Source organism: Paraburkholderia sp. BGA-UO-ETr-F12 (assembly GCF_059567945.1).
In genome coordinates, this window is the sequence record NZ_JCAQOZ010000046.1 from 409,035 (window position 1) to 432,821 (window position 23,787).

22 protein-coding genes are annotated in these 23,787 nt (G+C 61.4%); 4 read left to right on the forward strand and 18 right to left on the reverse strand.

Features of this window, described 5'->3' with window-relative positions; translation table 11 throughout:
* Position 1: 1 nt before the first annotated feature.
* The 5 genes from AC57B6_RS21060 to AC57B6_RS21080 form a co-directional block, all read right to left on the reverse strand.
* A complete protein-coding gene (locus tag AC57B6_RS21060) occupies positions 2-2,284 on the reverse strand; it encodes an FdhF/YdeP family oxidoreductase (protein ID WP_496422033.1) in 2,283 nt (760 codons plus the stop codon).
* Positions 2,285-2,529: 245 nt separating this feature from the next.
* On the reverse strand, positions 2,530-5,337 hold the full coding sequence (locus AC57B6_RS21065; RefSeq protein ID WP_496422034.1) for an ATP-dependent Clp protease ATP-binding subunit: 2,808 nt from the start codon (positions 5,335-5,337) through the stop codon (positions 2,530-2,532).
* Positions 5,338-5,817: 480 nt separating this feature from the next.
* Positions 5,818-6,198, reverse strand: coding sequence for a TraR/DksA family transcriptional regulator (locus AC57B6_RS21070; protein ID WP_028645902.1), 381 nt, complete (start codon positions 6,196-6,198; stop codon positions 5,818-5,820).
* A gap of 172 nt (positions 6,199-6,370) precedes the next feature.
* Positions 6,371-6,568, reverse strand: a complete 198-nt coding sequence (locus tag AC57B6_RS21075; protein WP_028194730.1) for a hypothetical protein — start codon at positions 6,566-6,568, stop codon at positions 6,371-6,373.
* A 29-nt stretch (positions 6,569-6,597) separates the two neighbouring features.
* Positions 6,598-6,849 (reverse strand): hypothetical protein, encoded by a 252-nt coding sequence (locus AC57B6_RS21080; RefSeq protein ID WP_046572829.1) that lies wholly within the window; start codon positions 6,847-6,849, stop codon positions 6,598-6,600.
* A 262-nt stretch (positions 6,850-7,111) separates the two neighbouring features.
* Between AC57B6_RS21080 and AC57B6_RS21085 the strand changes: the two genes are divergently transcribed.
* Positions 7,112-7,435 (forward strand): DUF6566 family protein, encoded by a 324-nt coding sequence (locus AC57B6_RS21085; protein WP_046573300.1) that lies wholly within the window; start codon positions 7,112-7,114, stop codon positions 7,433-7,435.
* Positions 7,436-7,512: 77 nt separating this feature from the next.
* Here the strand turns inward: AC57B6_RS21085 and AC57B6_RS21090 are convergent, their stop codons facing one another.
* From AC57B6_RS21090 to rhaM, 7 genes are all read right to left on the reverse strand, one after another.
* Positions 7,513-7,875 (reverse strand): host attachment protein, encoded by a 363-nt coding sequence (locus AC57B6_RS21090; RefSeq protein ID WP_235430056.1) that lies wholly within the window; start codon positions 7,873-7,875, stop codon positions 7,513-7,515.
* A gap of 239 nt (positions 7,876-8,114) precedes the next feature.
* On the reverse strand, positions 8,115-9,122 hold the full coding sequence (gene rhaS / locus AC57B6_RS21095) for a rhamnose ABC transporter substrate-binding protein (protein WP_028194734.1): 1,008 nt from the start codon (positions 9,120-9,122) through the stop codon (positions 8,115-8,117).
* Positions 9,123-9,215: 93 nt separating this feature from the next.
* Positions 9,216-10,232, reverse strand: a complete 1,017-nt coding sequence (locus AC57B6_RS21100) for an ABC transporter permease (RefSeq protein WP_496422035.1) — start codon at positions 10,230-10,232, stop codon at positions 9,216-9,218.
* Positions 10,225-11,283, reverse strand: a complete 1,059-nt coding sequence (locus AC57B6_RS21105) for an ABC transporter permease (RefSeq protein WP_028645898.1) — start codon at positions 11,281-11,283, stop codon at positions 10,225-10,227. The genes AC57B6_RS21100 and AC57B6_RS21105 overlap by 8 nt, the downstream gene beginning before the upstream one ends.
* Positions 11,280-12,809: a sugar ABC transporter ATP-binding protein gene (locus tag AC57B6_RS21110; RefSeq protein ID WP_496422036.1), complete on the reverse strand. Its 1,530-nt coding sequence runs from the start codon at positions 12,807-12,809 to the stop codon at positions 11,280-11,282. The genes AC57B6_RS21105 and AC57B6_RS21110 overlap by 4 nt, the downstream gene beginning before the upstream one ends.
* Before the next feature lie 52 nt (positions 12,810-12,861).
* Complete coding sequence (locus tag AC57B6_RS21115; RefSeq protein ID WP_491564470.1) at positions 12,862-13,755, reverse strand: amidohydrolase family protein; 894 nt, start codon at positions 13,753-13,755, stop codon at positions 12,862-12,864.
* A gap of 32 nt (positions 13,756-13,787) precedes the next feature.
* Positions 13,788-14,111 carry an L-rhamnose mutarotase gene (gene rhaM, locus AC57B6_RS21120; protein WP_028194739.1) on the reverse strand — a complete coding sequence of 108 codons (324 nt, stop codon included), beginning with the start codon at positions 14,109-14,111 and terminating at the stop codon, positions 13,788-13,790.
* Positions 14,112-14,250: 139 nt separating this feature from the next.
* Between rhaM and AC57B6_RS21125 the strand changes: the two genes are divergently transcribed.
* Positions 14,251-15,249, forward strand: a complete 999-nt coding sequence (locus AC57B6_RS21125) for a LysR family transcriptional regulator (protein WP_408332278.1) — start codon at positions 14,251-14,253, stop codon at positions 15,247-15,249.
* 29 nt (positions 15,250-15,278) lie between these two features.
* Here the strand turns inward: AC57B6_RS21125 and lra1 are convergent, their stop codons facing one another.
* From lra1 to AC57B6_RS21145, 4 genes are all read right to left on the reverse strand, one after another.
* Entirely contained in the window at positions 15,279-16,061 is a 783-nt protein-coding gene (lra1, locus tag AC57B6_RS21130; protein ID WP_030100385.1) for an L-rhamnose 1-dehydrogenase Lra1, read from the reverse strand.
* A gap of 92 nt (positions 16,062-16,153) precedes the next feature.
* Positions 16,154-17,332: an L-rhamnonate dehydratase gene (rhmD, locus tag AC57B6_RS21135; protein ID WP_046572821.1), complete on the reverse strand. Its 1,179-nt coding sequence runs from the start codon at positions 17,330-17,332 to the stop codon at positions 16,154-16,156.
* Positions 17,333-17,380: 48 nt separating this feature from the next.
* Positions 17,381-18,709 carry an MFS transporter gene (locus tag AC57B6_RS21140; RefSeq protein ID WP_496422037.1) on the reverse strand — a complete coding sequence of 443 codons (1,329 nt, stop codon included), beginning with the start codon at positions 18,707-18,709 and terminating at the stop codon, positions 17,381-17,383.
* 89 nt (positions 18,710-18,798) lie between these two features.
* The gene (locus AC57B6_RS21145) at positions 18,799-19,551 is read right to left on the reverse strand and encodes an SDR family NAD(P)-dependent oxidoreductase (protein ID WP_028194744.1); all 753 of its coding nucleotides are present in this window, start codon (positions 19,549-19,551) and stop codon (positions 18,799-18,801) included.
* Between the two features lie 249 nt (positions 19,552-19,800).
* Between AC57B6_RS21145 and AC57B6_RS21150 the strand changes: the two genes are divergently transcribed.
* Positions 19,801-20,529, forward strand: coding sequence for a haloacid dehalogenase type II (locus AC57B6_RS21150; RefSeq protein ID WP_028194745.1), 729 nt, complete (start codon positions 19,801-19,803; stop codon positions 20,527-20,529).
* Positions 20,530-20,796: 267 nt separating this feature from the next.
* On the opposite strand, the gene AC57B6_RS21155 is transcribed toward AC57B6_RS21150, so the two are convergent.
* Positions 20,797-22,044, reverse strand: coding sequence for an MFS transporter (locus AC57B6_RS21155; RefSeq protein ID WP_444513588.1), 1,248 nt, complete (start codon positions 22,042-22,044; stop codon positions 20,797-20,799).
* A 332-nt stretch (positions 22,045-22,376) separates the two neighbouring features.
* Entirely contained in the window at positions 22,377-22,676 is a 300-nt protein-coding gene (locus AC57B6_RS21160; protein WP_028194747.1) for a hypothetical protein, read from the reverse strand.
* Between the two features lie 780 nt (positions 22,677-23,456).
* On the opposite strand from AC57B6_RS21160, the gene AC57B6_RS21165 reads away from it, so the two are divergent.
* Positions 23,457-23,783, forward strand: a complete 327-nt coding sequence (locus tag AC57B6_RS21165) for an H-NS histone family protein (RefSeq protein ID WP_028194748.1) — start codon at positions 23,457-23,459, stop codon at positions 23,781-23,783.
* The last annotated feature ends 4 nt before the right edge of the window (positions 23,784-23,787 follow it).

A 23,787-nucleotide genomic window follows, 5' to 3' on the forward strand; every position in this document is an offset into this window, starting at 1 on the left:
GTCATGCTTCTGCCGGACGCACAACATGAACGGGAACAGACTTGTACGAAGGCGTGCCGCTCTCCTTGTCGATGAAGTCGAGCGGCACCAGCACGTTCGCCTCCGGATAGTAGGCCGCCACCGAACCCGGCGCGATGTTGTACGCGATCGCCGTGATCCTGTTCAGACGGAGCTGTCTGTTTGCCGAAACGGTTTCGATGTCGACCAGATCGCCATGTTCAATTCCGCGCGCCGCCATATCGTCCTCGTTCATGAACAGCACGTCACGCCGGCCGAATACGCCCCGGTAACGGTCGTCGAGCGCGTAGATGGTGGTGTTGTACTGGTCGTGGCTGCGGATCGTGATGAGGCGCAGCACATTTTCAGCGCCGAGAACGTCGGCATCTTCTTTCACGCCGCCATACACCGAGAACATCGCCTTGCCGGATGGCGTGGGCCACACGCGTTCGGTTGGAGGAAGCGGCATACGGAATCCTCCCGGCACTCTGATCCGCGCATTGAATGCCTCGAATCCCGGCACGGTTCGCTCGATCAGATCCCGTATCCGGTCGTAGTCCGCCACCAGGTTCGACCACGCCACCTTGCTGTCCGGTAAGGTGGCGCTGGCGATCCCGGCGATGATCGCCGGCTCGGAGAGCAGATGTTCGGACGCGGGCTTCAGCTTCCCCGACGAAGCGTGAACCATCGACATGGAATCCTCGACCGTAATGGATTGCCGGCCGGTCGCCTGGATATCGAGCTCCGTGCGGCCCACCACCGGCAGCACGTACGTCTCCTTCGCCACCAGCAGGTGCGAACGGTTGAGTTTGGTGCCGAGGTGAACGCTCAGATCCAGTTTGCCCATGGCCGGAAAGGACTGCCCGGCGTCGGGTAGCGCCACCGCGAAGTTTCCACCCAGGCAAATCAGCGCCTTGGCCGTGCCGTCGATCATCGCCTGCATCGCCTGGACCGCATCGTGACCGTGCGCGGCGGGCGGCGTGAAACCGAATACGTCTTCGATCTGTTTGAGAAAGCTTGCGGACGGCTTTTCCGTGATACCCACCGTGCGGTTTCCCTGCACGTTCGAGTGTCCGCGCAAAGGACAGATGCCTGCGCCGGGTTTGCCGATGTTGCCGCGCAACAGCAACAGGTCGGCGATCAGACGGACATTGGCGGTGCCCTTGTTATGCTGGGTAATCCCCATTCCATACGTGACAATCGTCGCGTTGGATTTTGCATAGGCGAGCGCCACTTCGTCGAGATCTTCACGGGTGAGTCCGCTCGCCTTCTCGATATCGTCCCATGACGTCGCTTCCAGATCGGCGGCAAACGCTTCGAAGCCTTGGGTATGCGTCGCGATGAATTCATGGTCGAGGACCGTCTTGCCCTGCTCCGCGTCCATCTGCAACAACGCCTTCATGATGCCCTTGAGGGCGGCCGCGTCGCCGCCCGCGTCGAGCTGGAAATAGGTCGAGGCGATTCGGGTCGAGCCGAAAGTCGCCATCTCGACCACGCTCTGCGGATCGGCGAAACGCTCCAGCGCGCGCTCACGCAGCGGATTGAACACGATGATCGGCACATTGCGCCGTGAGCACTCGTGGAGCGTGCCCATCATGCGGGGGTGATTCGTTCCGGGATTGTGGCCAATCGAGAGAATGAGCTCGGTCGTGTCGAAATCGTCCAGCGACACCGTGCCCTTGCCGATCCCGATCGACTGGGGCAAGCCGACGCTAGTCGGCTCGTGGCACATGTTCGAGCAGTCGGGAAAATTGTTGGTGCCGTACTCCCGGGCGAACAATTGAAAGAGGTACGCGGCCTCGTTCGATGCCCTGCCCGATGTATAGAACTCGGCCTCATTGGGCGAAGACAAGCCTTGCAGCACCTCGCCGATGCGGGCAAATGCGTCCTCCCATTCGACCGGCCGGAATTTGTCCGTGGCGCGGTCGTAGACGAGCGGATGCGTTAAACGGCCGAGATCCTCCAGTTCGAAGTCCGTTCGTTGCAGCAGCGACGACACCGTGTTGTCGGCGAAAAACTCCGGCGTCACCCGCTTCGTGGTCGCTTCCCACGTCACTGCTTTGGCGCCGTTTTCGCAAAACTGGAAGGTGGACTTGTGCTCCTTGTCGGGCCACGCGCAACCCGGACAATCGAAGCCGTCAGGCTGATTGGTCCGCATCAACGTAATCGGCGCCTCGATGTTTTCCATTTGTGTGCGGACGGCCTGGGCAGTCGCTCGCAGCGCCCCCCAACCTCCAGCGGGCCCGTCATACGGCCGGATTCCCGGAACTTCGCGTCGCGTGGTCATTTGAGACTCCATGAGCCGCCGCAGGAAATCTGCGGGCAGCTTTACTTGGGGTTACGCCGCGTCACGGCGTAAGGCTTGAATGGAATTCAGTCTAGTTGCGTTGAGGCGCTGCGAAAGATACAGATCGAGCCGCAGCGGGCGTGCACAGTTCACGCACATGAACACCGCCCCCGCCTTCGATCAGGCCGGCAACCCGGCACACCGCCGACAATGACGCGGCGGTGCCTCCCTGCCGGATATGCACCTCACTCCTTCGATTCGGCGCTCGCAGTGGGTTCCGTGCTGCTGGCCTCTTTCGACGTCTTTTTCTTCGCACGTCCGTTGGCCGCCTTGCCGGCCGCCGTCTTCGATTCAGCAGGAGCAGCAGGTGCCTCGCTCTTGTTGAACTTCACTTCGTCGCTGTCCTTGTCGTAACTGACGTCGACGGTGTCGCCGGATTTCAGGGCGCCGCCGAGAATCTGCTTGGCGAGCCGCGTTTCCAGTTCCTGGCGAATCTGACGCTTCAGCTCCCGCGCGCCGAACTCCGGCCGATAGCCGGCATCGGCGAGGTGATCGACAACCGAGTCGTCTATCTTGAGGGTAATGTCCTGCGCGGCCGCGGTGCGCACCACGCGTTCGAGCTGGATCTGCACGATCGAACGGATGTTGTCGCGCGAGAGCCCGTGGAACACGATGATCTCGTCGATCCGGTTCAGGAACTCGGGGCGGAAATGACCTTTGAGTACGTCCATCAATTCCTCGCGAATCGCTTTCTCGGTCTGACGATCCGCTTCGGGTTTCTCGAGGTTACCCATGATGATCGACGCGCCGAGATTGCTGGTCGCAATGATGATCGTGTTGCTGAAGTCCACCACGCGGCCCTTGCCGTCGGTCAGCCGCCCGTCGTCGAATACCTGTAGCAGCACGTTGTTCACGTCCGGGTGGGCCTTCTCGATCTCGTCGAGCAAAATCACGCTATACGGGCGCCGCCGCACGCGCTCGGTCAGTTGCCCGCCCTCGTCGTAACCGACATAACCCGGAGGCGCGCCGATCAGCCGCGCAACCGCGTGACGCTCCATGTATTCGGACATGTCGATACGAATCACCGCCTGCTCGTCGCCGAATACCGTTTCCGCCAGCGCCTTCGCCAGTTCGGTCTTGCCGACACCGGTGGGTCCAAGGAACAGGAAGGTCGCAATGGGCCGGTTCTGCTGGCCGAGTCCCGCACGCGACAGGCGCACTGCGTCGCTCACGGCAAGCACCGCGTCCTCCTGGCCGACCACGCGCTCGCGCAGCTTCTTCTCCATGTCCAGCAGCTTCTGACGCTCTTCCTGAGTGAGCTCCGTGACCGGAATGCCGGTAAGACGCGACACCACTTCAGCAATCGAGGCAACTGTCACTTCGAGTGTTTCCGAGCCGGTCTTGCGCTGCCACGCCTCCATTTGCTCGTCGAGCTTCGTCTGCTTCTCGCCGATTCGTGCCTCGAAATCTTTCGCTTCATCGAAGCGCTTGCGGGAGGACGCATAGTCCTGCTCACGCTTCAGTTGGGAAATCTCGGCTTCGAGTTCCTGAATCGCCGCCGGCCGCGAGGTCGCGCCGATGCGCACACGTGCCGCCGCCTGGTCAATCAGGTCGATGGCCTTGTCCGGCAAAAAGCGCGACGTAATATAGCGATCGGAAAGTTCGGCTGCGGCAACGAACGCGTCGTCAGCAAAGGTTACCTGGTGATGCGCTTCAAGCTTGTCGCGAAGGCCGCGCAAGATGACGATGGTTTGCTCCACCGTCGGTTCCGGCACCAGCACCGGCTGAAAGCGCCGTTCGAGCGCGGCATCCTTTTCGATGTACTTCTGATACTCATTGAGTGTCGTGGCGCCGATCAGACTCAGCTCGCCACGCGCCAGCGCGGGCTTGAGCACATTCGCGATGTCGAGGCCGCCCTCTCCACCGCCTTGCCCGGCACCCACGATCGTGTGCAGTTCGTCGATGAACAGAATCAGTTCGTCCTGCTTCGCCGTGACTTCATCGATCAACTGCTTCGCGCGTTCCTCGAACTCGCCACGGTATTTCGCGCCCGCCACCATGGAGTTAATGTTGACCTCGACGAGACGTTTGCCGCGCAGGACTTCAGGCACGTCGCCGTTGACGATGCGCTGCGCCAGCCCTTCGACGATAGCCGTCTTGCCGACGCCCGGCTCGCCGATCAGCACGGGATTGTTCTTCTTGCGCCGTGCCAGCACTTCGATCGTGCTTTCGATTTCCTGCGCACGGCCAAGAACCGGGTCCAGCTTACCCTGACGCGCCATGGCTGTGAGGTCGCGCCCAAACTTGTCGAGCGTGGGTGTGCCGGTGGGCGTATCGACGCGGCCGTCCTCCGCGCCCTTACCCACGACCTTCACGACCTTCTGCCGCAAGGCCTCCGGCGTCACGCCGTATTTCTTCAGCAGCGTGCCCGCAATACTATCGGGCACGGCCGCCAGACCGATAAGCAGATGCTCCGGGCCGACATACGAGTGCCCCAGATCGCGCGATGCCTGGAACGCATACTGGAACGCCTTTTTCAAACGCGGCGACACGGTCATCTTGTCAACCGGTGCGTCGGGGTCCGCCGTTCCCGTTTGCGCGTGCTGATCGATATAGCCCTTGATGTCTTGCGGCGAGAGCTTGAGCTCCTTCAGAAGCGCGGTGCCCACGTCGGTATCCGCCAGCACGTACAGCAGGTGCTCGGTATCGAGTTCGTTGCGACGAAGCTCGTGCGCTTTCTCGGCGGCGCCTTGCAATAATTCGAGCGTTTGCTCACTGAAAGCATCGGTGGCATCGACTGATTCGCGCGGCACCTCGGCGGCGAATCCGGCATCTTCGTCGTCGTGTTCGGCGCCACCGCCGAGGCCGCCGAAGAAGCGCGACAGGCCGCCGCCCCCGAGCAACGAGTCGAACGGGTTGAGCATGCTTTGGTGCCGCATCAATTGACGGTAATCGTAGTCGCAAATCGACATGGTCTTCCGTTCGCCGTTTTGCACAACGGTCACTCGGGCAACAGCGGGACGGGCGTTACAGATTTCGCAGAGGGCTGGCATCGTAGACTCACCTTTTCGGTTAAAACATCCGGCTATGTCAAAGGTTATAGAACGCGTCGATGTGAATTGCGAACACGCCGGAGCCGCCGTCCACGGTCCGTTTGTTTTGTTCAATAAGCGAGGAACCGTGATAGCGATGGCCCATCGGACACCGCATGTCCTGAGATTCTTTATCCCGTCCGTTTTTGACGAGCACTGTCTGAAAAGTACGGATCGGTCATGCCAGATTCATAAACATGATTAGCATGACGAAACTCGGAATCCGTATCTGGATTCTATGAGCGGCTCATGCAGAAGGGAATATTGGCTTTTCCGATGATAGGCATTGGGTGGCATCCGCCCCGACGCGTTTCACCCGGATGGTCCGATTCACGGACGTGCAGCGGCGCGCAGCGGCATGGTGCGCTGCGCGCCGGGTTCTACTGAACTTTATGAATCGCTATTGAGCGTGGAGCCGGTACTACCGCGCGCCGGCGGAAGTCATTGCCGTGCCTCGCGGCGGCCTTGCTCTTCAACGGTCAGGATCGCTTCCGGGGCGACTTCGAGACGGGCTTTCGGTATCGGCTCACCACTTTCATCGGAGAGACCATAGGTACCCTCGTCGATCTTCTGCAGCGCGCGTTCAATATCGCCAATGCGCTGGTCGTTCACGTCGTGCAGCGCCTGGTTGACTTCGTTCTGCGCCATGCCTTGGGCTACGTCCTCCGACTCTTCGGCCTCGTCGCCATGCTCCTCCTGAGCGGTGCGTTCGTCAGCGGTCGTCTTCTCCTCTCCGCCCAACAGTTCGCGGCGCATTGCCTCGAGACGTTGACGCTGCTGCGCAATGAACTCGTCACTCAAATTGACCTGCTGCTGCGGCATGGTTTTCTCCCTGACCCCATGCGGCTTCGCACAAGACCGGTCGTTGCCTGCATCCACCGAAAGACTGTCATGCGACAGCGCGCTTTCATCCAGCCTAAGGCTAGGATAGTACTAATTTGCAAGGATCGAATTGCTATCTCGACGCTGGCATGGGGTCGCGCGTCGGACGAACTCACCCACCCAGTTCCTGAAACGCGTGCCCATTGGCCTCCAGTCCCTTCAGGATGTCCGGCGCGAGCTCGCTCTCCCACACATGGCCGTCGAATTGCCATTGGCTTGTGTCGACCAGGTCGGGCAGCCCCGCGCCCTTGCGCACATAGAGCCCGAGTGTCGGCTTCTTCAGGTTGAGGTAGAAATCGAATTCCTGCATTGCAACACCTCATGCGAGAGTCGGCGGATTCAACTATCGTCGACGTTGTCCGCGTAATGGTCGATAACGACTTTGCACTCGTCCACCACGACCTGAAGGAACGCAGGATCATTTCTCTCGACCCAGCGCTCCACATGAATAAAACGTTCTGTTCCCAGATCGGCAATGCGTTCCGGGTCGGCGGCCGTGACATCGACCGTGACGACGCCCCGGTTGGCTTGCAGTGGTGCGATCGTTGCGGAAATGAGAAATCGCCGATATGAGAATTCATTTTGCGCCATACAACCTCCTGCTACTGGATGATATGAGGGCCTGCCATTCTTTCGTACCGGAAGTCTATGAACAACTCATGACCCTGTGAACATGGCTTTTTCCGATGCCAGCTATTGGTCGACGCGGTCTGCCGGTCTGTCGCTGAGTTGCGATATCTGCGTGTTACAAGCCTGGAATTGCGGCATGATGACGCCACGGCGTCCGTAAGAAGAAGCATGCATGCCGGATTGCTGACAGCTAACGATCATGAACACGGCAAAGGAGAAAACGATGCCAACAGGCTCTGTTTCGTACGGCGAGTTTGAGATTACCGTGCACCCTGAGCGTAACAAGCTCGGCGCGTGGATCGCAAGTGTCAGTGTGAGCCGGGGCGGTCAGACTGTCATCGACGTTGTGCCCATGACCGTTCAGCCCGAATGGCTAACCGAGGAGGAGGCCGTGAGAGACGGGGTTGAATGGGGACGCCGGTATATCGATCGCGAATTCAACACGCCGCAGTCCCGCTCCTGGGTCGCCGAGCGTTCGCACGCGGAAAACTGGTTCCGTAATACCGAGGAATCCGATGGCTCGGAAACACGCGTGAGTGACGCGTAGAGCCCACGGGGCAGGATCCAGGGCAATCCTGGCCGCGCCGTGTGAATGCCCTGGCTTAGCGCGCCACGGCTCGCCGGTCAGTGCTTTCGCCCGAGATGTGCTTCGATTTGCCTGGCATTGAGCGTCGACAGGTCCTCGCTAACCTGCTCGAATATCAGCCGGCGTGTGTCCTCGCTGAGATTCGCCTTGACCATGCCGAGGAATTTGGGCTCGATGGCAAGCCTCAGCCGATTGTAAAGCTGGTGAAGCCGGCCGGCTTCCAGATAATCGGAAACGCGCTTTGCGAATTTCTCACGGTCTTTTTCCGTGAGCATCGTGCCGGTGTATGCGGTGTTGATGAGATCTTCTTTCTCCTGCAGAGCGAGCGTCAATCCTGGCGTCTGGAAAACCCGCGCGCGACCGCCGTCAGCCACCACAAGCCAGGTCATATCGCTCATCATGCACCTCCAGGCAGGGATTTGTTCGCAAGTACGATAGCAGTTCGAGCGCACGACGCCCACGCCCGGATCACCGATTCATAGTATAGGTCTCAAAGTTCACGCCGAAGCCGCTTGTACACCTTCAAAGCGGCTTTCGGTTTCGATCGATCGGCCGGCCTGCATATCCCGTACCAAACGGAGCGCGCGCTGTCTGACGAACCGGGCGCCAATGCGCGGCATGGTGGCGCCCGGCTCGCTAATCAGAAATTGAAGTTATCGATATTGCTCGCATCGAACGTGGTCGGCGGTCCGAGAATGATTTCGCCCTGCGGTCCAATTGTGCGCTTGCCGAGCTTGCCGGCATCGAACGATTCGCCTTCCTTGCCGGTGATCGTTCCCGAGCACAGCGCCGCCGCCGCATAGGCTGCCAGATATCCCAGCTGATTCGGATCCCACAACTGGAACGCCTTGACCGTTCCGTTCTTCACGAACGCCCGCATCTGGTTCGGCGTGCCCAGCCCGGTCACCTGCACCTTGCCTTTGCTCGACGACGACGAGATATAACGCGCCGCCGCCGCAATGCCCACCGTAGTCGGCGCGACGATCGCCTTCAGATTCGGATACGCCTGCAGCAAGCCCTGCGTTTCGACGAACGACTTCTGGTCGTCGTCGTTGCCGTATGCGATCTTCACGAGCTTGATCTTCGAATATTCGGGCTTCTTCAACTCCTCCTGCATCCACTTGATCCACGTGTTCTGATTGGTCGCGTTCGGCGTGGCCGACAGCACGGCGAATTCGCCCTCGCCGCCCATCAACTTCGCAACCAACTGGATCTGGCCTCGACCGATGCCCTCCGCGTTCGCCTGATTGACGAATAGCTGACGGCCCTCAGGCGCCGTGTCGGAGTCGAAGGTCACGACCTTGATGCCTTGCGACATCGCTTTCTTCAGATAGGGCACGACCGCATTCGCGTCGTTGGCCGCGATCACGATCGCGTCCTGCCGCTGCGTAATCAACGTGTTGATGTATTGCACCTGCGACGATGCGCCCGCATCCGACGGCCCTACTACCTTGCCCACACCGCCGAATTCCTTGATCGCGGCCATGCCGCCGTCGTCGGCAATCACTTCATACGGGTTGTTGATCTGCTTCGGCACGAAGGCAATCTTCAGGCCGCTTTTCAGACCGGCAGCGGATGCCGCGCAACTGATCGCGACGAGAGCGACGCAGAGCGCGGCCTTGCCGGTGTGACGTAGAGGATTGAACATGAGGCGTCTCCTGCTTTGTTGTTGGACGAATGGCTGTCCGGGTTGTCGGTATTTGGTATGCGGTATTTCTTCTGGAGCCGGTTCAGGAAAACGTTATGAGGATGCAGCGGACTTCGCGATAAAACGCCGGTCACGCGCCGCCCGCCAGCGGGCAACCAGGTTGGGAATCAGCACGGACGCCAGCAACAGCACGCCGGTCACGATCGTCAGCGTTTCGCTCGACACGTCGTCGAGCGTCAGCGCGTTTTTCAGCACGCCGATAATCAGCAGCGACAACAGCACGCCGAACATCGAGCCGCGTCCACCGAAAATACTCACGCCGCCGAACAGCACCGCCGCGATCACCGACAATTCGAAACCTTCGCCGTTATCGCCGCGTGCGCTGGTGAAGCGCAGCGTGTAGACCACGCCAGCCAGCGCACTCATCGCGCCGGACAGCACGAATAGACGCAGCCTGATCTTCGCGACTTCGATACCGGAGAAAGCCGCGGCGGTAGAATTCGCGCCGATTGCGTAGAGGCTGCGGCCGAACGCGGTGGACTGCAGCAGCACGGTAAACAGCACCGCGCCGACAATCACGATCGCAAAGGGCAACGGAATGAAGGTCGGGCCGACCGTATTCATGCCGAACGCCGTATAGGCCGGCGGAAAATCCGCCACGGCCTGATCGCCGAGCAACACGTAGGCAAGCCCACGGAACAGCGCCAGCGTGCCGATCGTGACCGCGAGCGAGGGCAGATTGAGCCTGACGATCACCAGACCGTTCAGCAGACCCGCCAGCGCGCCGGCGATCAGAACGAGCATGATTACCACCGGCATCGGCAGGCCCATGTGCCACAGCACCCCCATCAGCGCACTGGAGGCGCCTAGCACCGATGCCACTGACAGATCGATTTCAGCAGCCACGATAATCAGCGTCATGGGCAGCGCCATCAATGCGATCTCGGTCAGATCGGCGAGAATATTGCTGACATTCGCACCAGTGAGAAACACCGGCGACAACCATCGCCCGAGCGCAAGCGACAAAGCCAGCACGACAACCAGCAGCACTTCCCATTGCAACGGCGTTTCGCGTTTGCGCGTGAGCAGCGCGGAATCGGGTTTAGCCATGATCGCGTTTCCTCATCATGCGTTTGGCGACGGAACGGGCCAGCAAGGTATCGGCGGTAATCGCGGCGACGATCAGCGCGCCCTGAATGGCCTGCTCCCAGAATGGCGAGACGTGCAGCACGACCAGCGCGATACTGATCACACCCAGCACGAGCGCGCCGAGCGTGGCGCCGAGAATAGTGCCCACACCGCCGGTGATCGCGACGCTGCCCACCACGGCGGCGGCAACAACCTGCAATTCGATGCCCTTCGCGGTGCTTGCGTCGACGGTGCCGAAGCGCGCGAGCCATAACGCGCCCGCAAAACCCGCAATTGCGCCCGACAGCAGAAAACCCGCCATCACGCGACGCTCGACGTTGACGCCGGCAAGCCGCGCCGCCTCCGGGTTCGAGCCGATCGCGTAATGCTCCCGTCCGCCGCGAAACTGTTTCAGATAAACGGCCAGCCCGGCCAGCACGACGAGCGCGATCAGCGCGAGCGTCGGTATGCCGAAGAAAGTGCCGGTAGCGAGACGGGAAAACGCGTCGGGCAAACTGGTCGCGTTGATCTGGCCGCCGTGTACCCATGCATAGTCCGCGCCACGAAAAATGTAGAGCGTGGAGAGTGTCGCCACCAGCGAGGGCACCCGCCCCACCGCAACGAGCAACGCATTGATACTGCCCGCCACCAGACCGATCGCGAGTCCGGCCAGCAACGCAACGATCACCGGCATCTGCGGAAAGGCAACGTACAGGCTGCCGACCGCATAGGCGCTGATGCCGACCGTCGAGCCGACCGACAGATCGATATGCCGCATCAGGATCACCACCGTCATGCCGGCTGTGAGCAAGCTGATAATCGACACATTCAGCAGCACGTCACGCAGATTCTGCAGGTTCAGAAACTGCGGCTTCGCGAGCCCCGTGCCCACAATCAGCAGGATCAGCACGACAAACAGCGTGGTCTCGCGGCTCTTCGCGAGGCCCGCGATAAAACCGCCGGGCGCGCTGCCGCTGCGCCTCGGAGCCGGCGCCTGAACGGGTGCGGGATGGGTGGAAGAGTGGCGCATCATGCCGCGTGCCCCAACGGAGGAAGCGGCTGACCGAGCGCGGCGCCCATGATGCGCTCTTCGTCGGCTTCGGCGCGCGCGATATCGGCGCTGATACGGCCCTCGTGCATGACCAGTACGCGATCGGCCATGCCGAGCACTTCCGGCAACTCGCTCGAAATCATCAGCACCGCCATGCCGTCGCGCACCAGTTCGGCCAGCGCGCTGTACACCTCGGCTTTGGCGCCGACGTCGATGCCGCGCGTGGGTTCGTCGATGATAAGCACCTTGGGATGAGTGGCCAGCCACTTGCCGAGCACGACCTTCTGCTGGTTGCCGCCGGAAAGCGTGCCGACCGGCGCATTGGGGTCGCCCGCCTTGAGACGCAAGCGCGTGCCCCACTTATCGGCCAACTGTGTTTCGCTGCGGGTGGAAATCAGGCCATGTTTGACGAGACGTCCGAGCACCGTCATCGAGGCATTGCGCGCGATGCTCAGTTCCAGCGCCAGCCCTTGCTGGCGACGGTCCTCCGGCACCAGCGCAAGACCCGCGCGTACTGCCGCCGCCGGACTGCCCGCGGCGAGCCGCTGCCCGCCGATCGAGATCTCGCCCGAGTCGAGCGGATCGATGCCGAAGATCGCGCGCGCCACCTCGCTGCGCCCCGCGCCAACGAGCCCTGCCAGCGCGACGATCTCGCCGGCGCGGACCTCGAACGAAATGTCCTTGAACACGCCCACGCGCGTGAGTCCACGCACGGACAGGCGCACTTCACCCGGCGGGCGCTCGGCCTTCGGATAGAACGTTTCCAGATCGCGGCCCACCATCTTCGCGACAATGGCTTCGGTGGTGAGATCGGCGGTCAGGCCGTCGAACACCTTTGCGCCGTCACGCATGATCGTGACCCGTTGCGTCAGCGTGAACACTTCGTCCAAGCGGTGTGTGATGAATAGAATCGCGACATCGCGTTCGCGCAGCTTGCGCACGATGGCAAAGAGCCGCTCCACTTCAGGCAGCGACAAGGCGGCGGTCGGTTCGTCCATGATCAGCACGTTCGCGTTCAACGACAACGCCTTCGCGATCTCGATCACCTGCTGATCGGCAATCGACAGGCCACGCACCAGTTGATCCGCCCGTAGATCGACCCCGAGCGAGGCCAGCAAGCCGTCCACTTCGCGCCGCATCGCGTCGTACTGAATGCGGCCGATCCGGTCGACCGGCTGCCGTCCCATGAAGATGTTCTCCGCAATCGAAAGATCGAAGAACAGCGTCGGCTCCTGATAGATCACCGCGAGACCCGCGTCGCGTGCTTCGGCAGGCGTCGCGAAGCGGCGCGCCACGCCGTCGACGCGCAACTCGCCGCTATCCGGCTGATGCACGCCCGCCAGAATCTTCACGAGCGTCGATTTGCCCGCGCCGTTTTCGCCGAGCAATGCATGCACTTCACCCGGCCACAGTGCGAGGTCGCCGTCGGATAACGCGCGGACCCGGCCGAACGATTTGCTCGCGCGCCGTAGTTCGAGCCTGGGCACAGCGGATGGGGATGGCTGCACTACGTGTCTCCTTCTTTTTGCTTTCGGGAATGCGTCAGACGCGCCCGGTACGTCAAATACGGTAGATACGCTCCGCGTTGCGGCAAAACAGTGCTGCTTTTTCAGCTTCGCTCGCACCGTCGACGATCGACGCATACGCGTGCCACAAATCCTGGTAAGAACCGAACAACCGGTCGACCGGGAAATTCGACGCGAACATGGCGCGCTCGACGCCGAACGTATCGATCGTTTCGAGCACATACGGCCGCAAACTCTCAACCGTCCACTGATGATCGAACATGGCAAGCCCGCTGATCTTCACCGCGACATTCCTGCAACCGGCGAGCAATCGCATACCGTCGCGCCATGCGCGATAACCGGCGACACTGCTACGGTCCACGAACATGCCCGCATGGTTGACGATAAAAGCCGTATCGGCATGGGTGCGTGCCAACTCCGCCGCCGCTTCCATCTGCGACGGATACAGTTGCAGATCGAACGACAGGTCGTAACGGCGCAGCAACGCAAAATGCTCACGCCACTGCGGCTCACGCATGAAATGTCGGCCCACGTAATCGAACAGCTTGTTCTCGTGCACGTTGAGGATCTGCCTGATGCCACGCGTATTGCCGAACGACGCATGTGCGTCGAGTAATTCCGCTGCATTCGCCGCGGACAGATCCACTGCGGCGACAATCGCATTCGGCATGCCGCGCGAGCCCGCACGCTCCGCAATGGCTTGCAGCCAGCGGGTTTCCTCAACGGGATCGGCGGGGTCGTGATTCGCTTCCACGTGCACCAGTTTCAACACTTCGATATCGCCCGCCTCGCCAAGCAGATCGTCGAGCAGATAGTCGTGCTTCAACGCGCGCGCGTCTCCCACGAACGACACGCCCGGGTTTTCCAGCCACGGATAACGATGCGTCTTCAGGTCCCACAAATGGATATGCGAATCGACAACCTGCATGCAACATCCTCCACGCCAGGGTCCAGGCAAAATCAGCTAAGTGAACTCAAATGAAAGACCGGTTCGAGCGGTTGCTGAAGCGGCGTATGGTCGGAGGCCGTGTGCATGATGTCGGCCATGTAATCCCACCATTTGCGCATCACGTCGAGTTGCGGCAGCGCATTCATCGTGTGATTCGTGGTGCGCGTCAGAACAGCGAACAGGTGGTTCGATTCGGCGTCGAAGAAAATCCGATAGTCGTGCACGCCGGCGTTGTGCAATGCATCAACAAGTTCAGGCCAGATCTGCGCATGACGTCGCTCGTATTCTTCGCGCATGCCGGGGTTGAGCACCATCCGGAAAGCGATTGTTTCCATTGCGGCCTGTCTCCCGTCGTATCCGGGCGCTTTCCCTGAGAAGCGTGGAAGCGTCCGATACGACTATAATTCCTGCGTCGATAGCATCTCAATCCGTTGTTGGGATTGGGCGATCCACAAACCGAATCGCACCGGAACCATGAGCCAACACTCAGCTGCCATCGCACTCGTCAATCGGCTCAAGTTCAAGCACCTCGCGCTGCTCGTCGCGCTCGACGACGCGCGCAATCTCCATCAGGCCGCCGAGGCGATCAATGTCGCGCAACCCAGCGCGAGCCGCATGCTCGGCGACATCGAGGAAGCGTTTGGCTTCCTGCTGTTCGAACGCAACGCACGCGGCATGACGCCCACGCCGCTCGGTGTCGTCACGCTGGCCTACGCGCGCCGGGCACTCGCCGAGCTGACCCGGTTTGCCGAAGACCTCGAGGTCAAACGGCGCGGCGGACATGGACAGTTGACCGTCGGCGCCATCATGGGCGCCGCGCCCGATCTGCTGGCCATGGCAGTCGCCGCCCTGAAAACCGAAAGCCCCTTGCTGAACGTGCGCATTCTCGGCGAAACCAGCGACCAGGTCGTGCAATTGCTGCATCGCCGCGAAGTCGACCTGGCGCTCGGGCGCCTGACCAGTCCACTGCAGCACAACGACTTCAGTTTCGAGCCGCTCGCCCGCGAGACCTTGCTGCTGGTGGTCCGTTCGGTGCATCCGCTGGCGCAGCGCTCGCGCATTAGCTTGCGGGAGCTGATCGACTGGCCGTGGGTCGCGCAACCGGTCACCAGTCCGGCACGCGTGCTGTTCGAAGAGGAACTCGCACGCGCCGGCCTTGCGACGCCGGTCAATCTGACCGAGTGCGCGTCGATTTTCGCCACGCTGCAATTGCTCGAGAACTACGACGCCGTGGCCATGCTGCCCGAGTCGGTCGTGCGCGATCATGTGCGCGGCAAGCTGCTGGTCGCGCTGCCCCTTGAAATCGGCAAGAGCCTCGCCGGGTTCGGCATTCTCACGCGCAAGGAAGAAGCCCTCGCCGATCCGGCACTGCGCTTTATCGAACTGCTGCGTGGCTTCTCGCGCAAGCTGAAGCGCGACGATTCCAGCACTGCAATCACCGAACCTGGGACCGTATCCGCGCCGGTTAGCTGAAGTCGGCATCATCGCGTCGCTGTCGCGCATCACTGCAAGTTGACGAACAGTCCGCCGTCCACCAGCAGCGCGGCGCCTGTGACGTAGCGCGCGCGGTCGGAGGCGAGAAATACCACGCAATCGGCGACATCCTCCGGACGGCCCAGGCGGCCCAGCGGAATGCGCTTCTCGAAGTAGGCTTTTTTCGCTTCGTCGGCGAGATCCTCCGCGTTCAGATCGGTTGCGATCGTGCCCGGCATGACCGAGTTGCAGCGAATGCCGTACGGCCCCAACGCTACCGCGCAGGACTGCATCAGCGAATGCACGCCCGCTTTGGTCGGCGTGTAATGCGTTTGCATGCCGCCGCCCACCAGGGCGCTGATCGAACTGGTCGCGACGATCGCGCCGCCCGTGCCCTGCGTTTTCATCTGCTGCGCGGCGGCCTGCGTGACGTAGAACGCTCCGTTCAGATTGACGGCCACCGTCGACTCCAGAATGTCGGGCGGCATGTCGAGAAAGGCATGGAATGGGCAGATGCCGGCATTGCTCGCGAGCACGTCGACCCGGCCAAACGCTTCGACCGTTCGGCGCACGAGTTCCTGACCGGTTTCGCGCGCGGCGACATTGCCTTCGACCGCGATCACGCGCCGTCCCAGTGCTTCGATTTCACCGATCACTTCCGCGACGGCCGAGCGGCGTCCGTACGATGCGTCGTTATCGCCCCAGTAGTTGATCGCCACATCCGCGCCTTCGGCGGCGCATGCAACCGCTATCGCGCGGCCAATGCCCCGCGAACCGCCGGTGACGATCACGACCTTGTCCTTGAGCAACACGTTCCTCTCCTGTTGGCTGAATCAGTACGATGTCGTGCAGACTTGCAGATCGAAATCGAGGCTGCATCGCCTTTCGCGCGCATCCAACGCGTTCAGCGTGGATATGGCCGCACCAGCGCGCATTCCGGATTGAGCCGCACGCCGAAACCCGGCGTGTCCGGCACTTTCATTCGCCCATTCACCGGCACCGGTTCATCGAGCAGCAGCGGCGTAAACATCGGCACCACTTCATCCGCTTTCGGCGCCATCATCAGAAACTCGGCGAACGGCGAGTTGTGCCGCGTCACGACGAAGTGATAGCTATAGACCGACGAACCATGCGGCACCACCATCACATTGTGGGCATCGGCAAGCGCGGAAATCTTGATGAGTTCGGTGATGCCACCGCACCAGCCCACGTCCGGCTGGATCAGATCGCAGCACTGCATTTCCAGCAGCATGCGAAAGCCCCAACGCGTCGCTTCATGCTCGCCAGTCGACACCATCATGCCGCGCGGCACGTTGCGGCGCAGTTCGGCGTAACCCCAGTAGTCGTCCGGCGGCAGGCACTCCTCGATCCATTTCAGGCCGTACTCATGCGCCGCCTGCGCGAGGCGCGTTGCATACGGTACGTCGAGACTCATCCAGCAGTCGTACATCAGCCAGAAGTCGTCGCCAACCCGGCTACGCATCTCGGCGAGTTTCTCCAGATTCTTTCGGAGACCCTCCTCGCCTTCCGCGGGACCATGCTGCAACGGCAATTTCCCGCCGATGAAACCCATCTCCTTCGCGAGATCGGGACGCGCGCCGGTGGCGTAAAACACGAGTTCGTCACGCACGGGGCCGCCCAATAGCTGGTACACCGGCTCCTTGCGGACCTTCGCGAGCAGATCCCACAACGCGAGATCGACACCCGAAATCGTATTCAGCACCACGCCTTTGCGGCCGTAGTACAGCGTCGAGAAATACATCTGATCCCACATTTTCTCGATGTCGGTAACAAGCTGGCCTTCGAGAAAACGTGCGAGATGTTTTTCGACGATGAAGGCGCCGATCTCACCGCCCGTTGTTACCGCGAAACCGACCGTGCCGTCGCTCGCTTCGATCTCGACGACCAGCGTGCCGAGCACATTGATACCGAACGACTGGCGGCTCTGACGATATTCGGGGTAACGCGCCATCGGTGTGGCAATGTGATCGTCGATCCAGTGTCCGTCGGGTTGATCGTGATAATCCGCCCCGCCGCCGCGGACGATGAAGGCACGCACGTGCCGGATAGTAGGCATGGCCATGAAGAGGGCTCCGTTGTTGGTGCGTCTGACGCGCAGCCGAAAATGCGCCTAGCGGGCGCGGTGCAGCAAGTGCTGGAAAGACCCGGCTGAATGAGCGCCATCACGTCGCAATAGCGTGCCGATCATGAGCGCCGCGAGCAGGCTCGACACGCCCAGTACGATCAGCCCCGCCGAGGTTGAGGAAAAGGTCCGTTCCGCGGCGGTGCGCAGGCTGGGCGCAATGAATCCGCCAAGGCCGCCGAGCGAATTGATTAGCGCGATGCCACCCGCCGCCGCCGCGCCCGTCAGGTAGCGCGTTGGGAAAGTCCAGAACAGCGGTTGCGCCGCGATAAAGCCGCTGGCCGCGAAGCACAGCGCGATCAGGCCGACCAACGGGCTATGCGCGAGTCCCGAAGCACCGATGCCGAGGCCCGCGAGCACCAGCAGCGCGACCGCCCAGCGCCGGTGCCCGCCGGTACGGTCGGCACGACGCGGCACGTACCACGTCACGGCCAATGCACACAGCCACGGCAACGCGGCAACGAGGCCCACGCGCAAGCCGACCGTGGTACCGAGCAAAGCGGCCACCTGTTGCGGCAAATAGAAGATCACCCCGTAGACGCTCATCTGGATCAGCAGATAGATCGCCGAGAGCAGCAACACCCGGCGATCCAGCAGCGCGGCGAGAATATGATGCGGCCCCTGCGCGGATGCGGCGCGCGCATCGTCGTCGAGCGCGGCGCGCAAGGTGCTGCGCTCTTGCGCGTCGAGCCAACCCGCATCTTCGGGGCGATTGTCGAGATACCAGAACGCCCACACGCCGACGATGGAAGCCAATACCCCCTCGATCAGAAACAGCCACTGCCAGCCGGCCAGACCCAGCATGCCGTGCAGGTCGAGCAATGAGCCCGACAACGGACTGCCGAAGATGAACGCCAGCGGCGCGCCGAAATAAAACACGCCGACCGCTCGCGCACGCGCCGTTTGCGGAAACCAGTGGGTCAGGTAATAGATCACGCCGGGGAAGAAGCCTGCTTCGGCGACACCTAGCAGGAAACGCAGCGAGTAGAAAGCAGTCGGCGTATGCGCGAGACACATGGCCGCCGAGACAAGCCCCCAGGTCACCATGATCCGGCACATCCAGGCGCGCGCGCCGACCCGGTGCAGCAGAAGATTGCTCGGTACTTCGAACAGGGCATAGCCCACGAAGAACACGCCCGCGCCGAACGCAAAAGCCGCGTTGGACAAACCCGTATCATGCTGCAACGCCTTCTGCGCGAAGCCGATATTGGCGCGATCGAGAAACGCCAGCACGTACATCAGCAACAGAAACGGCAACAGCCGGCGCATGACCTTGCTGTTGATCGCCTCCAGCGAAGCGGGCGAATGCGGATTCATGTCGTCTCCTTCGCAGAGCATGCGGGTCGCGCTCTGCGTTTTTTACTCTTGCACTACCACGGCCGCCGCTCAGGTCACCCGGCGATAGCTCAGTAAGTGGCGCGGCCGCCGGACAGATCGAATACCGAACCGGTGCTGAACGCGCAGTCCTCGGAGGAGAGCCAGAGAATCAGCGACGCCGCTTCTTCGGGCAACAGAAACCGGTTCATCGGAATCTTCGAGAGCATGTAGTCGATATGCTGCTGCGACATCGAATCGAAGATCTCCGTTTTGGCCGCGGCCGGCGTGACCGCATTGACGAGGATGTTCTTCGTCGCCAGTTCTTTGCCGAGCGATTTGGTCAAACCTATAAGTCCGGCTTTGGACGCGCTGTAGTGCGAGGCGTTCGGGTTGCCCTCTTTACCGGCCACCGAGGCGATATTGACGATCCGCCCGTAGCCTTGCTTGAGCATCTGCGGCACGACCGCGCGGCAGGTGAGATACGGGCCGATCAGATTCACGTCGATCACGCGGCGCCAGACCTCGGGGTCCAACTCCCACGTCGTGCCGTTGCCGCCGGTGATGCCGGCGCAGTTGATCAGCACGTCGATCGCACCATGCGCCGCGAGTGTTTGCGCCACTGCCTGAGCGACCGATGCCTCCTGGGTGAGTTCGACCGTGACGGCCGTTACCTTGCCCAGTTCGCTGAGTTCTTGCTGACTGCGCGCGAGCCGCTCGGCGTCGATGTCCCACAAGGCGACCGATGCACCCGACTTCAGCGCTCGTTGAGCCACCGCGTAGCCAATGCCGCGCGCGCCGCCGGTAATGACGACAACACGCCCCTCCAGATCGATTCGGTTCATTGCTGTGCTCCTGCGGCATGCCTGCGAGGCTTGCCTTTCAATTGTTGTATTTCTGCTGTTCGTGCTGCATTTGCTTTCGTTCGGTCAATATACGAGGGGTGCGATACGCCAACAATCCGTGTATTGAAGGAGGTGATAACAAAAGCGAATCGGTGAGTGGGCGTGTTCAGGTTTGGCGTCGGTTCGTAGGCGTCATCCCAGCCTCCGGTTAGACTCGCTTTCAGCCCAACTTGCGACGAGGTTTGCGACGTGACCGATAGCTCAGAAATCAAAGCGCTTCTGTTTGATGTATTCGGAACAGTCGTCGACTGGCGCAGCGGGGTCGCACGCGACCTGCGCCCTTTCCTCGGGCGGCACGCAGCACACATTGACGCGTATGAGTTCGCGGATGCATGGCGGCGTCAGTATGTGCCCGCAATGGGCGAGATACGCAGTGGCCGCCGGCCGTTTGTCCGGCTCGACGTACTGCACCGGGAAAACCTGCTCAAGGTGTTAGCCGACTACGGCATCGACGTCGGTTCGATTCCCGCGGATGAACTCGACGCTCTGAACCACAGCTGGCACCGCCTCGACCCGTGGCCCGATTCCGTCGAGGGTCTCTTGCGGCTCAAGCGTCGCTTCATGATCGCGCCGCTTTCGAACGGCAATATCAGGCTCATACTCGACATGGCAAAACGCGCCGCACTCCCTTGGGACGCGATTCTCGGAGCGGAAGTCGTGCGCGCGTACAAGCCTTCGCCGCAGGTCTACCTTGAAACAGCCGAGATCCTTGGCCTCGAGCCTTCGGAGGTATGCATGGTCGCCGCTCACAATGGCGATCTGGCAGCGGCGCGCCAATGCGGCCTCAAAACGGCGTTTGTCTTGCGGCCGACCGAGCATGGTCCCGCGCAAAAGAGCGACCTGCATGCCGAGCAGGCCTGGGACTTCATCGCGACGGATTTGAACGACCTGGCTACGCAAATCGGTTGTCCAACTTGAGGATTCGGACCTGCAAACAGTTGCTTATTTGCAGCCACGCCGGATCGAGCCCATGCAAGGCCTTTAATCGCACGCGCGCCGATCAGATGCGCTCTTCAGACGCCACGCACGAGGACGATCACGCGTCGCCCTGCCCGTCTTTTCCAATCACTACGCTTGTGTTTCGCTCGATGCGTACATGGCGTTGCGGATGATCCTTCAGATACTGCGCGCCGGGCGACGTGGAAGCGGTCATCACGGGAGCGATCCGGGTTCGACGGGCGGCCACTAATCCGTGCACGCCGGACACGCGATCGCTTTCGCCGCGGCCGGCTGTTCACTCCGCCCAAAACTCACGAGCGCGGCGAGCCCCAGCAGCGCCAGCGTGCTGCCGAACAGAAAGTCGGCGGAGATGCCGACATGGTCGACCACGACGCCGCCAATCAGCGATCCCAGCGCAATGGCAACCTGAATGATGCTGACAAACAGCGCCGAGCCCGCTTCCGGCGAGTCCGGCGTCGCACGCTGAATCCAGATGCTGAAGCACAGCGGCAGCGCCCCGAACGAAACACCCCACGCGAGAACGAGCGCGGCGACCCCCGGCTGCGATTGCTGCAGGAGCGGCATTGCCAGCAGCGCGAACATGAGCAGGGACACCATCGCGCCAACCGATAGTTTCAGGTTGCGCGTCACCGTCGACGAAACGGCGAAGTTCGAGAAGAAGCCAATAATGCCGAAGCCAAGCAGCAACCACGTGATCGTCGACATCGTAAAACTTGCATTGCGCAGCAGGAACGGCGTGATGTACGTGTACGAGGAAAAGTGCGCGCCGAACACGAGCCCCACCATCAGCATGCTTCTACGCGGATGCGGCCGGCGCAATAGCGCGATCAGATCGCGCAGCCGCAAGGCGGCATTCGACGGCAGGGACGGCACGAAGAAAAACTGGGCGACGAGCGCGACCGCGACCAGTCCGCCCGTCGCCATGAACGACGCGCGCCACGACGCGAAGCTGGCGATGAACGTGCCGAGCGGCACCCCGATCACCGTTGCGCAGGTCACGCCGGTGAGAATCGTCGCCATCGCTCTGGCCGAATCCTTCGGCCGAACAAGACGCGCCGACGCTGCCGTCGCCAAGGTCCAGAATCCGCCCAACGCGGCGCCGAGCAGCGCGCGTCCGACCAGCATGAATAGAAAGTCCGGCGCAAATGCGGAAATCAGATTCGACGCCAGCAGCAAGGCCGTGAGCAATAGAAATACCCGCCGGCGATCCATCCGTCCGGCCACCAGCATCAAACCGGGCGCGGAGATGGCAGCAATGACACCCGGCACCGTGACCATCAATCCGGCGGTGCCGGGCATCACGCCCAGATCCGCCGCGATGCGCGGCAGCAGCCCAACGGGTAAAAACTCCGTGGTCACGAAGGCAAAAGCACCGATTGCAACGGCCACGACAGCAAGCCAGGAGCGCAGGGACGACGACGCCCCATCGTCCGGCGAGGCCGTGCTCGCCGGCAGATTATCTTCCATCAACATAGTATTGTTTGCGGGTAACTAAACAACGGTGGGATTAGAGCAGTTGCACCGGACTAATCAATTCCCGAACGGCAAATCATGAATAAAAAGCAGGCGATATTGGCCTGCCGATGATTGCAATTGGAAAGACAGCGGGTGAAACCCTGAATAGCGCACACCTTAACATCGTATTAAATCGCTCGCTGACGACCCCGGAAAATTGCAGTCGGCCGTGTGGGTATTTCGATCGGAGCGAGGCAGCGCGAATCGGAAACAGAGGCGGTGTGCTGCTTCCCACCGCCTCCTGAACGGCCGTCGCGCTATCGGCGATTATCGGCCGACTACTGGCCCGACTACTGGCCGAAATAGACCCTGCATAGCGACCCGGACGAGCACGGCCGCCCCTGCCGGCCTCCCGCTTGAGCCGTGCCCGCGGCCACGCCGCCATAGGAGACGTTCTGCACCGGCTGGGCGGCCGGCAACGTGGTTTCACCGAACGACATGTCGGTGGTGTCTTGCACTGATTCGTTTGCGTTCTGCATCAACACCCGGTTCGGCGCGATTTCATCCTGCTGGCTGCCCGAGGCACCGGCCGTATTCGGTGCCAGAAAGAGAGCGGCGCTTGCCAATGCCATCAATAAACGTAGTTTCATGTCCAGACTCCTCGAATCCGGCGCAGCAACTGTCATCCCCTTCAAAAAGAATTGATCCGCGAAAAAACGTCCTATCGCCAGATCGACCTGACGGACGGGCGAATGCCTATGCGGGACTGCTGCGGCGAGTCACCGAACTAAACGAGTAAGTAATTGCCAAACCTGCGACGGGTTCGGGCGTGCCGGAAAGTGCCGCAGTGCGCGAGCGGCACGTGTGGCTTGCCGGAATCGGTCGCCGCCAGGCTGGAAACGCAGATTGTGGTTCTGCAGTTCCGTTATAGGTCGGCCACTGCGGATTTCAAACCCGGCGCGGCGACCTGTTCGCACCCCGATCAACAACATGCGACAACAAAATCAATCGGGCTGGCGCGTGATTTACCCGAACAGTGCGTTATGATGGTGGAATAACGCACAAATCAGCAGCCCACGCGAAACACCGGCGAAAGGCGGAGTGCGGGCGTGAGACAGGCGATTCGCAATCAATGTATCGTCATCACCGTTTTTTCCATCGCGGCCGCAAGGCTTACCCAGCCGTACCTGCCGCGCGGCGCAGCGCTTGAATATTGACTGATTGGCGCGGCCAGCCGTATAGGCGGGCTCGCTGGGCATAGGCAGTAACGCAATTTATGAGGCACCGTTTTTACGCTGCCAGCAGGATTTCCTTCGATCAATAACCTTACCGCGGGCGGACCCCATTTACATGGGCTCAATGCTGTCGCGGCTCCCCCTTGCAATCTGCAACTGACAGAACGCCACACGCTTTAGAAGGACGAATATCTTATGGACGAAAGGAAGAGAGATAGCATGATTGCGTATCTCCGCCATCGCATGGAAGAGTTTGGTATCAAACCAGAAGACCTCGCCGCCGTGCTGGCGGCCGAACCGAAGAGGCAAGCCGCCGCGCGTTACCGCAGCGCAACCGGAGATAGCTGGGATGGCCAGGGAGAAATGCCTCAATGGCTTAAACAGGCAATTAGCGCAGGTCAATCAATTGACCACTTCGAATTATCGGCCACGCCGGCACCTGCCCCGCAGCCGAGAAAACAGGTGGATTGGGTAAACGACCCGTTCGCCGGCAGCCCGCTGGCGCGCCAGACCAACCGCTAAGCCG